The 11,323-nt window shown below is 33.8% G+C and carries 11 protein-coding genes; all 11 read left to right on the forward strand.

Translation table 11 applies throughout. The annotated features are described in order from the left end of the window. Window positions 1-117: 117 nt before the first annotated feature. The 11 genes from EKL98_RS18015 to rfbF all read left to right on the forward strand — a co-directional run bounded on the left by EKL98_RS18015 (window position 118) and on the right by rfbF (window position 11,323). Window positions 118-243: a hypothetical protein gene (locus EKL98_RS18015; protein ID WP_449404006.1), complete on the forward strand. Its 126-nt coding sequence runs from the start codon at window positions 118-120 to the stop codon at window positions 241-243. Between the two features lie 314 nt (window positions 244-557). Beyond that, entirely contained in the window at window positions 558-1,397 is an 840-nt protein-coding gene (rhuM, locus tag EKL98_RS06095) for a RhuM family protein (RefSeq protein ID WP_126561793.1), read from the forward strand. 289 nt (window positions 1,398-1,686) lie between these two features. Beyond that, window positions 1,687-2,025 carry a type II toxin-antitoxin system RelE/ParE family toxin gene (locus EKL98_RS06100; RefSeq protein WP_126561794.1) on the forward strand — a complete coding sequence of 113 codons (339 nt, stop codon included), beginning with the start codon at window positions 1,687-1,689 and terminating at the stop codon, window positions 2,023-2,025. Between the two features lie 2 nt (window positions 2,026-2,027). Then, window positions 2,028-2,327, forward strand: a complete 300-nt coding sequence (locus EKL98_RS06105) for a helix-turn-helix domain-containing protein (RefSeq protein WP_126461339.1) — start codon at window positions 2,028-2,030, stop codon at window positions 2,325-2,327. A gap of 8 nt (window positions 2,328-2,335) precedes the next feature. Continuing rightward, window positions 2,336-2,425 (forward strand): ATP-binding protein, encoded by a 90-nt coding sequence (locus EKL98_RS18545; protein ID WP_394343473.1) that lies wholly within the window; start codon window positions 2,336-2,338, stop codon window positions 2,423-2,425. 290 nt (window positions 2,426-2,715) lie between these two features. Continuing rightward, window positions 2,716-3,546, forward strand: coding sequence for a virulence RhuM family protein (locus EKL98_RS06115; RefSeq protein WP_126561795.1), 831 nt, complete (start codon window positions 2,716-2,718; stop codon window positions 3,544-3,546). Between the two features lie 191 nt (window positions 3,547-3,737). Then, window positions 3,738-4,265: an ORF6N domain-containing protein gene (locus EKL98_RS06120; protein ID WP_126561796.1), complete on the forward strand. Its 528-nt coding sequence runs from the start codon at window positions 3,738-3,740 to the stop codon at window positions 4,263-4,265. 1,523 nt (window positions 4,266-5,788) lie between these two features. Next, window positions 5,789-8,200 carry an SLBB domain-containing protein gene (locus EKL98_RS06125; protein WP_126561797.1) on the forward strand — a complete coding sequence of 804 codons (2,412 nt, stop codon included), beginning with the start codon at window positions 5,789-5,791 and terminating at the stop codon, window positions 8,198-8,200. A 216-nt stretch (window positions 8,201-8,416) separates the two neighbouring features. Then, window positions 8,417-9,478 carry a Wzz/FepE/Etk N-terminal domain-containing protein gene (locus EKL98_RS06130; protein WP_126561798.1) on the forward strand — a complete coding sequence of 354 codons (1,062 nt, stop codon included), beginning with the start codon at window positions 8,417-8,419 and terminating at the stop codon, window positions 9,476-9,478. A 23-nt stretch (window positions 9,479-9,501) separates the two neighbouring features. Next, on the forward strand, window positions 9,502-10,533 hold the full coding sequence (locus tag EKL98_RS06135) for a flavin reductase family protein (RefSeq protein WP_158618321.1): 1,032 nt from the start codon (window positions 9,502-9,504) through the stop codon (window positions 10,531-10,533). A 19-nt stretch (window positions 10,534-10,552) separates the two neighbouring features. Beyond that, window positions 10,553-11,323, forward strand: coding sequence for a glucose-1-phosphate cytidylyltransferase (gene rfbF, locus EKL98_RS06140; RefSeq protein WP_126561800.1), 771 nt, complete (start codon window positions 10,553-10,555; stop codon window positions 11,321-11,323).

Consider the following 11,323-nt stretch of genomic DNA (forward strand, 5'->3'; position numbering starts at 1 on the left):
ATATACTGATTATCAGCTTATTAATCTAATTTTTAAACAGATATTTCTTTCTTTTTTAACCCTTGATTCGCATAACTTATCGAAATTAAGGAATTCGCTAAATCACATGATCGTTTTTTGATAATCGATGAAACGGAAGTATATCATATAGGAGCATCACTTAAAGACTTAGGCAAAAAATGGTTTGCTTTCTCAAAATTGAATATTGACCCTGCAACATTGCTTGGAAAATTATACGAGTAGTAGGAAAGGGTTAATCGTTTAAGAAAGGTTTAATCGGTTAAGAAAAGTTTAATCGGTTAGGAAAGGGTTAATCGATGAGAAAAAGGGTTAATCGGTTATGAAAAGTTTAATCGGTTAGGAAAGGGTTAATCGATGAGAAAAAGTGTAATCGATTAACGAAATAGTAAACGATTAACCAGTTAACCACTTAAACGATTAACCATTAAAAGAAAAAAGTGTAATCGGTTAACGAAATAGTAAACGATTAACCAATTAACCACTTAAACGATTAACCCATTAACCATTAAAAAAAACAACCAAGCAAGCAGAAAATAATGAACAACGAAATCATCATTTATCAATCTGAAATTCTGACAAGCCAAATTGAGGTTCGTATTGAAGATGATACGGTGTGGTTAAATCGAATTCAACTCGCTGATTTGTTTGATCGTGATATTAAAACTATAGGCAAGCATATTTCTAATGCACTCAAAGAAGAACTTGAAGGAATTCAAGTTGTCGCAAAATTTGCGACAACTGCTAGTGATGGTAAAACGTATCAAGTACAGTTTTATAATTTGGACATGATTATGTCTTTAGGTTATAGAGTGAAATCAAATAGAGGGGTTCAGTTTCGTATTTGGGCAAATAAAATTCTGAAAAACTATCTGCTCAAAGGCTATGCTATTCATCATCGAATGGATGTTTTAGAAAAAAAAGTAGGTTCTTTGGAAAATAAAAACAATGAATTTGATTTGATTTTAAAAACAAATTTGTCTCCTAATCAAGGGATTTTCTATGATGGACAAATTTTCGATGCACATTCCTTTGTTTCCAGACTGATAAAATCTGCAAAAAAATCGATCCTTCTTATTGATAATTTCGTAGACGAAACTGTTTTAATACAGTTGTCAAAGAGAGAAAAAGGAGTTGGCGTTATTATTTACACAAAAGACATTACTAAACAGTTAAAACTCGATTTAGAGCGGTTCAATTCCCAATACGAACTTGTCGAAATTAAGCAATTTTCCAAATCACATGATCGTTTTTTGATAATCGATGAAACGGAAGTGTATCATATAGGAGCATCACTTAAAGACTTAGGCAAAAAATGGTTTGCTTTCTCAAAATTGAATATTGACCCTGCAACATTGCTTGGAAAATTATACGAGTAGTAGGAAAGGGTTAATCGTTTAAGAAAGGTTTAATCGGTTAAGAAAAGATTAATCGTTTAATCGATGAGAAAAGTTTAATCGTTTAGGAAAGGTTTAATCGGTTAATCGATGAGGAAAAAGTTTAATCGGTTAACGAAATAGTAAACTATTAACCAATTAAACTATCAGTCGTTCCTGCTAAAAAAAAACAGCCTTTTAGGGTAACTATAGTGTGATAAAAATTTGTGTAGAAAGAAAAATAGACGTTAAATAAGTTGAAATAAGTTATCTTTTAAATTAACTTTGCAAGATGAGTAGACAGATAATCTTTTACGAGAATCACTTTCTTGACTTTTATAAAATTCAAGAAGATAAAGTAAAAGCTAAGATTAAAAATATTCTTGAACTGGTAATGCAAGTTGACAGAGTTCTTGAAAAATTTTTAAAACATTTGTCCGGAAGCGATGGAGTTTATGAAATAAGAGTTGAATATCAATCCAATATTTACAGAATATTTTGTTGTTTCGACAAAGGAAACGTAGTTGTATTATTCAATGCCTTTCAAAAGAAAACTCAGAAAACTCCCAATAGCGAATTAGAAAAAGCAATACGATTGAGAAAAGAATATTTTTCAACTAAAACAAATTAGACATGGACAAATATAGCCACATAACTAATTTTGATCAACTTATTGAAGTTGAACACGGAAAAATTGGAACAGAAAGCAGAAATAAATATGAGGAACACACTCAAATGTTTATTATCAGCGAAATGCTGAAGCAAGCAAGAAAAGAAGCAAAAATGACACAGGAACAGCTTGCCGAAAAGACAGGGACTAAAAAAAGTTATATTTCTAAAATTGAAAATGGAAAAGGAAATATTCAAATTTCAACACTGATTCGACTTTTTGAATTAGGATTAAACAAACGAATAGGATTGACATTTTTATAAATCAGTACATCTCACTACAATTTGTTCAGGTCATGCTTTTTAAAGACCGGCTCGAAATTTGGAATCCGGGTAGTTTACCTTATGGATTAACCATTTAAAGAAAAAAGGTTTAATCGGTTAAGAAAAGTGTAATCGGTTAATCGATGAGAAAAAAGTTTAATCGATTAAGAAAGGTTTAATCGGTTAATCGATGAGAAAAAAGTTTAATCGTTTAAGAAAGGTTTAATCGATTAACGAAATAGTAAACAATTAACCAATTAACCAGTTAAACACTTAACCCATTAACCATTTAAAGAAAAAAGTATAATCGGTTAACGAAATAGTAAACGATTAACCAGTTAAACGATTAACCCATTAACCATTTAAAAAACCAAGCAAGCAGAAAATAATGAACAACGAAATAGTTATCTATCAGTCTGAAATTCTATCAAGCCATATTGAGGTTCGAATTGAAGATGAGACCGTATGGTTAACGCAGTTGCAAATGTCAGCCTTATTTCAAACGACTCGAAACAACATCACGTTGCACATTGGAAACCTATTTAAAGAGCAAGAGTTAGAAGCAGGTTCAGTTAGTAAGGATTTCTTACTAACTGCTTCTGATGGCAAAAAATACAAAACAAAGCTATACAATCTCGATGTGATTATTTCCGTCGGTTATAGAGTGAAGTCAAAAACGGGGACACAATTCAGGATATGGGCAACTAATACTTTGAAATCCTATTTGTTAAAAGGCTATGCGATTCAGAATAGAATTGAAAATATCGAGAAAAAGATTTTCGAGCATGACCAGAAAATTGAAATTTTGTTAAATACCTCTCTTCCCCTAAATCAAGGGATTTTCTATGATGGACAAATTTTCGATGCACATTCCTTTGTTTCCAGACTGATAAAATCTGCAAAAAAATCGATCCTTCTTATTGATAATTTCGTTGACGAAACTGTTTTAATACAGTTGTCAAAGAGAGAAAAAGGAGTTAGCGTTATTATTTACACAAAAGACATTACTAAACAGTTAAAACTCGATTTAGAGCGGTTCAATACCCAATACGAACTTATCGAAATTAAGGAATTCGCTAAATCACATGATCGTTTTTTGATAATCGATGAAACGGAAGTATATCATATAGGAGCATCACTTAAAGACTTAGGCAAAAAATGGTTTGCTTTCTCAAAATTGAATATTGACCCTGCAACATTGCTTGGAAAATTATACTAGTAGTAGGAAAGGGTTAATCGATGAGAAAAAGGTTTAATCGGTTAAGAAAAGGTTAATCGTTTAATCGATGAGAAAAGTTTAATCGGTTAGGAAAGGTTTAATCGATGAGAAAAAGGTTTAATCGATTAACGAAATAGTAAACGATTAACCAGTTAAACGATTAACCAATTAACCAATGAAAAGAACTAGATATGGATTTAAGTTTATTTCAACCAAAAATTTATGAACTTCGTGGAGTAAAAGTTATGCTTGACTTTGATTTAGCATCACTATATGAAGTGGAAACAAGAAGTTTAAAACAATCAGTGCGTAGAAACGATTATCGATTTCCTGATGATTTTATGTTTCAACTCAATAAAATAGAATGGCAGGAGCTTATCACAAATTGTGATAACCTACCAGAATCAATAAAGTTTAGCCCTCAAACCCCATTTGCTTTCAGTGAACAAGGAGTTGCAATGCTTAGTACGGTTTTAAAATCTAAAAAAGCAGTTGAAACTAATATCGCCATTATGCGTGCCTTTGTAGAAATCAGAAAAACAATTAGTTTGCAAAGTCATCTTTCTGAACAAATCATGGAATTGAAAAATGATTTGGAACAACGCCTTGGAGAACACGATGTACAATTGATGGAAATTTATACTGTAATGGATCAATTTATTGAAGAGAAAATAGAGCAAAAGAAATGGGAAAATCGAAAAAAACTGGGATATAAATAAACGTTAAAGGAAAAAGGTTTAATCGATGAGAAAAGTTTAATCGGTTAGGAAAGGGTTAATCATTTAAAGGAAAAAGTGTAATCGGTTAACGAAATAGTAAACGATTAACCAGTTAAACGATTAAACAATTAACCACTTAAACGATTAACCATTTAAAGAGAAAAACTTAATCGGTTAACGAAATAGTAAACGATTAACCAGTTAACCAGTTAAACGATTAACCAATTAACCAGTTAACCAATTAACCATTTAAAAGAAAAAAGTTTGATCGGTTAAGAAAAGATTAATTGTAAACCTTTTTATTTCTAATGCTATAAAAATTGCTACTTTTGCGCAAGCCGCACAAAATAACTGTAAAATGGGATTTTGAGCAGCGGAGCTTTTATAAAAATAAAGAATTGGGTGCAGCGGTTCGTTTCGTTATTAGGTAATAGTGTTCCCCTTTAGAATTTAAAATACTTGAAAAACAATTATGGAAATAATAGGTACTGCCGTAGTGTCCTTTTAATCCTCTTTCATTCTGTCCAGATAAGCGCTCAGGATATATTAAAAACTGCCGATTGGAGTACTCCGCCAGTAGACAATTTATCAGATGCTGCTCTCGAAAAGAGTAGAGCTTAGTTGAAAAGCAACAATATGACTATTCATCAGGCCGAACCTCTAGCGTTATCGACAGGAAAGCCCGCTTCAGAATTTACTAAATTACGCGTTTGCTTAATCGTACCGCTTTCAAAAAAAATCGGAAAAAGCTCCCTTAACAACGGATACCACTAATTTGATTTTGCAAAAAGAAAAGGCTCAGGATGTTAAGAATTTTATAGTCAATTGGAGAGAGAATTCCGATTTATTGGATTAAAAAAATACAAATCGAGATAATTTTAGGATTTAATAAACTAATAATTAAAACTTTTGACACAGATTTGTGGTACAGAATAAAATTAAGATAGAGAAAATAGAACTTCCTACAATAAAAACGATAAAGAGTTGTTTGTTTTATTCTAGTTAACCCCTTGGGGGTAATTCAATTTGTTTAATTTTTTAACCACATAGAAACATAGGTAAGTCGAAAGTTTAAAAGTCGTAAAGTCAAAAGAATTAACTTTAAGTAAAACAGCTTTAAATTATATTGTTACATAATTTTATCCTGATTTTAAAACACGACATTATACTATGGTTATTACTTATATTTTAAAGTTACGTGCTGTGCATCAATTTTTTCTTTAAGATTAATGGAAATTTATTCATTACGCCCAACGGGTTTCTTGTTATTTAAAAAATAGTATAAGTAGCGCGAAAAATATATTGTCGCAATTATTAAAAAGAGTTTTCTGCCACAGATTGGATGAATTAAAACGATTTTTAAAGCTGCGTGGCGAATTAATCTGTGCCAATCTGTGAAATCTATGACAAATAAATTTAGAATTTTAGTAAAACACGACATTAAATTTTAGCTATTACTTATTTAAAAAAATAGTGCTTAAAATATTTCGAATTAAAAAAATACACATTTTTACACATTACTTATGAGAAAAATAATTGTTGCTCTTTTATTGTTGTTTGCTTTTTTCCAATCTTCCCACGTACTTGCACAGGACTTGTTAAAAAGTACTGATTTGAGTACTTTAAAAGTGGATAATTTGATCGATAGCGACATCGCAAAAATAAAAACTCAGCTGCAAACAAACAATATGACGATTGAACAAGCAGAACCTATGGCTCTAGCCAAAGGAATGCCCGCTTCGGAGTTTGCTAAATTAAGAATTCGAATTGCTGGTCTGTCCTTGCAAACAGGCGTTTCAAATACTAGTAATTCCAGTGATACGGAAGATAGAAAACAAGAAAAAATCGTCAATACGAAAGTAAAAGATACCCTAAATGCTTTAATTTTTGGTTCGGAGCTTTTCGATAATCCTACCTTAAATTTTGAGCCTAATCTAAAATTGGCTACGCCCGTAAATTACGTGTTGGGACCCGGCGATGAATTGCAGGTTAGTGTGTATGGAGTACAAGAATTTAATGCTAGTATTCCCGTATCTACAGAGGGTAAAATAACCATTCAATATGTAGGTCAGATTTCCGTTTCCGGAATGACGATTGAAGCCGCTACCCAAAAAATAAAAGGTGCAATCGCAAGAGTGTATAGTACAGTGGGATCAGGACAATCTCAAGTCGCAGTGACTTTAAGTCGCATCAGAACTATTAGAGTAACGATAATTGGCAGTAAGCAACCCGGTAATTATTCGATATCTTCTTTGGCAACCGTTTATAATGCGTTATTTTTAGGTGGTGGCCCGGGAAAAAACGGCAGTTACAGAAATATTGAATTGTTAAGGGATAATAAAGTATACAAAAACATTGATATTTACCGCTTCCTTGTCAATGGAAATCAATCGGATAATGTGGGATTAAAGGATAATGATGTCATTCGAATTCCGGCTTACAATCAAAGGGTCACCGTCGAGGGACAGGTAAAACGTCCTGGTATTTTTGAAATGAAAAAAGGGGAGACATTTGCAGATTTACTGTCTTTTGCATCAGGATTCAATGAATTGGCGTATACTGCTTCGGTGAATGTATTGCAAAAAACAGCTAAAGAATTTAAAGTTCGAGATGTAAAATTCGCAGAATTTAATACTTATAAACCGTTGTCCGGGGATGTGTTTAGAGTGACTAAAATTCTGAATCGTTTTGAAAATCGTATCAAAATTGACGGTGCTGTTTTTAGACCGGATACGTATTCTTTTTATGAAGGAATGCGTGTTTCCGATTTGATTGCAAAGGCGGAAGGTCTAAAAGAAGATGCGTATAGCAACAGAGCGAGAATCATTCGACTACAATCGGATTTGACCACGGAAATAGTCAATGTAAATTTAGCCAAAGCCTTAGCAGGGGATCTAGAAGCGGATGTTGCATTATTTAAAGAAGACATCGTAACGGTGTATTCAATTTTAGATTTTGTTGAAGACTTTAAAATAACCATTGATGGCGAAATTAAAAAACCAGGTGTTTATCAGTATCATGAAAACTTAACCTTAAATGATCTATTGGTTCAAGCTGGTGGATTAACAGGATCGGCTTCTAAGAGAGTTGAGGTAGCAAGAATGATTCAATCGGAAGAAATAGACGATGCCAATCCGAATAAAGCGGAACTATTTAATATCGAAATTACGGCTGATAACAATGAACAGTTAAAGAACTTTGATTTGAAGCCTTTTGATGTGGTGAATATCCGTAAAATGGCGGTGTATGATAAACCAAAAATGGTCACTATTAGCGGAGCGGTCCATTATTCCGGGAAATATGTTTTGGCAACTAAAAAAGACAAAGTCTATGATATTGTTGCACGAGCAGGTGGCTTGACATCAGTTGCCAATATAGAGGGCGTTAAGATCAAGAGACCCATTCAAGCCGAACAAATAGAAGCATTGGAAAATGTAAATATGAATTTGGGTAAAAAAGACAGTATCCAAAACAAGCTCACTAAAAAACTAAAAGAAGATTTAAAATTTGCCACCATACCAGTGGATTGGAAAGCCATTGTTGAAAATCCAAAAAGCAACACCAATGTAACTTTGTTTCCCGGAGATGAGATTGAAGTGGCTACTTACAATGAAGGGGTTAAAGTGGCAGGTAATGTATTGTTAACTTCGGAGATTCCTTATACAAAAGGAAAAGGATTTAATTATTACTTAGATGCTGTTGGTGGTATCGATGCCAAGGGCTGGAAGAAAAAAGCCTATATTATTTATCCAAATGGTAAAGCAGATGTAGTAAGTTCTTTCTTATTCATAAAAACGTATCCTAAAGTGACTGCAGGTTCTCAAATTATAGTGCCAGAAAAACCGGAAGTTAAAAAAATGAGTGCCGGGGAATGGGTAGGAATAGGAAGTGTAATGTCAAGTTTAGCGTTACTTATTTTGACCGCTTTTAAGTAGGTATCTTTAGTTTTTGCTCTAGTCCTAAAGGGAATCGAAAATTCAGCACTTTATATTTTTGAACCAGATCCAAAGGAAATGAAAAATCAATAATCTACTTCTCGATACAATTTTATGCAACTGCTGTCGCTATTTTATAAAATCACTCGAAGTGACCCCTCGATAAAAACTCGGGGCAGGCTGATTAACAGACAACGGATAACAGAAAACCGAAAAATGAACGAACAAATACCAAACGATGAAATATCGTTAAAAGAACTTATTGAAAAAGGAAGCGAATGGTTTTCCTATTTGCTTGGGCAATGGAAAATTATTGTTTTAGCAGGAGTTATAGGGGCAGCTTTAGGCTTGGCCTATTCTTTTATAAAAAAACCGGTATATACCGCAACACTATCCTTCGCACTAGAAGATGAGAAGACAGGTGGTGGCTTGGGAGGAGCCTTAGGTTTGGCGAGTTCATTTGGTATAGATCTTGGCGGCGGAGGAGGAAGTATTTTTACCGGATCTAATTTGACCGAGTTGTTCAAGTCCCGCGCTATGGTGGAGCAAACTTTGTTGAGTCCCGTTGTAGTGGATGGAAAAACCATTTCTTTGGCGGAGATGTACATACAAAATCAGGGCTGGAGGGAAAAGTGGAATGACAAACCAAAATTTGCAACCATCCAGTTTTTACCCGATACCAAGCGTACCCATTTTACCCGAGTACATGACAGTATCTTGGGTGTGGTATATCAAGATTTGTCTAAAACGGGATTATCCGTAGGACAAAAAGATAAAAAGATTGCTATTATTAACATAGATGTCTCTTCTACTAATGAATTGTTCTCCAAGTATTTTACGGAAGCCCTTGTCAAAGAAGTTTCTGATTTTTATGTCACGACCAAAAGTAAAAAGGCCCGCATGAATATGGATGTTCTGGAACGACAAACGGATTCCATTCGTGGCGAACTTAACGGAGCTATTACGGGTGTGGCTGTTGCCAATGACAATACTTTTGGATTGAATCCTGCTATGAATGTACGGCGCGCTCCTTCTGCTAGAAGACAGGTGGATGTACAGGCTAATACCGCTATACTAACGGAATTAGTCAAACAAAGTGAATTGGCGAAAGTGACTTTACGGAAGGAAACGCCATTAATCCAAGTCATTGATCGACCTATTTTGCCTTTGAAGAAAGAAAAATTTGGGAAAGTAAAAGGTTTGGTATTAGGTGGGTTTCTGGCGGGTTTTTTAGTGGTATTGGGTTTGATTGTGAGGAGGATATTAAAGATGATATAACAAGTCCTATTTGTTTTATGGCAATGAAAAATTATACGTTAAAAATTCAAGAGATTAGAAAAGAAACAAAAGACACGATAACACTTTGTTTCAAACAGCCGGGCTTGCGTAAAATTAAATATCAAGCTGGGCAATATCTTACTTTATCTTTACAAATTAATGGAAGAAAATATACAAGACCTTATTCTTTTTCTTCATCTCCTTTGGTAGATTCATTATTAGAGACGACCATAAAACGGATTCCGGATGGGATTTTTTCCAATCACATCCATGATACTATTCAGGTAGGAGATATGGTCGAGGTGATGGAGCCAATGGGAGATTTTGTTCATGTTACTAACGAAACGATTAACCGAATTTATTTTTGGGGTGTCGGCAGCGGTATCACACCTTTGTTATCGATACTAAAGGAAGTTTTAATTTCAAATCCATTGGTTCAAGTGAATCTCATCTATGGGAATAAGAATTTTGAATCGACTATATTTTTAGATACAATTAATCAATTACTTGTGCAGTATGAAAGTCAGCTTAAGGTGTGGCATTTTCATACTCAATACACTCATGATAAAAAAAATCATTTTGTAAAATGTGGTCGAATTAACCAAGAGTTCATACTTCATTTACTTAAAGATGTAGTTATTGAAAAAACAGCGCATTATATATGCGGTCCAGTTGATTTAAAAAACACGATTAAAGAAGCGTTGGCTGTTTTAGAATGTCCTAAGGCAACTATTTTTTCAGAAGATTTCGAATTGGTCAAAAATCCAAAAGATTTTGAGGATATACTTACGCAGCACGTTAATATTCGTTTTCAAGGAAACGATACTTTAGTGGAAGTACTGAAAGGGAAAAGTATTTTAGAATCGGCTTTAGATGCTGGAATTGAATTGCCTTATTCCTGTCAAACCGGGAGTTGCAATACCTGCAAAGGGAAATTAAAAGAAGGTAATATGCGCATGATTGGATTGACAAAAGAGCGGAAAGATTTAAAAAAAGAAGATTACTTATTGTGTTGCAGTCATCCATTGACGGATGATGTATGTGTAGAAATTTAAAAATTATAAAAAAATAAAAATGAAGGTAGTTATACTAGCTGGTGGTTTAGGAACAAGGCTATCAGAAGAAACGGTTTTGAGACCAAAACCGATGGTAGAAATAGGAGGAATGCCTATACTTTGGCATATTATGAAAATTTATTCTTCGTATGGTTACAATGATTTTGTGATCTGTTTGGGGTATAAAGGCTACGTGATTAAAGAATATTTTGCTAATTATTTCATGCACAAATCGGATGTAACTATTGATTTAAAAAACAACTCGGTTAAAGTGCATGAATCGGAAGCGGAACCTTGGACCATTACTTTGGTAGATACAGGAATAAATTCTATGACAGGAGGACGTATCAAACGTATTCAAAAACACATAGGCAACGAACCTTTTTTACTTACTTATGGAGATGGTGTTTCGAATGTAAATATTAAAGATTTAGTAACGACACATCAAAAAAACGGAAAGCTTTGTACTGTAACTTCAGTTCAACCTTCCGGACGTTTTGGGGCTTTAAATTTGGGATCTGAAAATCAAGTAGATTCTTTTCTAGAAAAGCCGAAAGGAGATGGAGCTTGGATTAATGGCGGCTTTTTTGTTTGCCAGCCGGAAGTTTTTGATTACATAGAAGGGGATAGTACCGTTTTTGAAAAAGCACCAATGGAACGTTTGGCTGGCGATGGACAAATGGGAGCACATTTACATGAAGGCTACTGGAAACCCATGGACACTCTTAGGGATAAGGTAGAATTAGAGGAAAGCTGGGAGTCTAATACGGCACCTTGGAAAACTTGGTAA

The sequence above is a fragment of the Flavobacterium bomense genome (genome assembly GCF_003970355.1).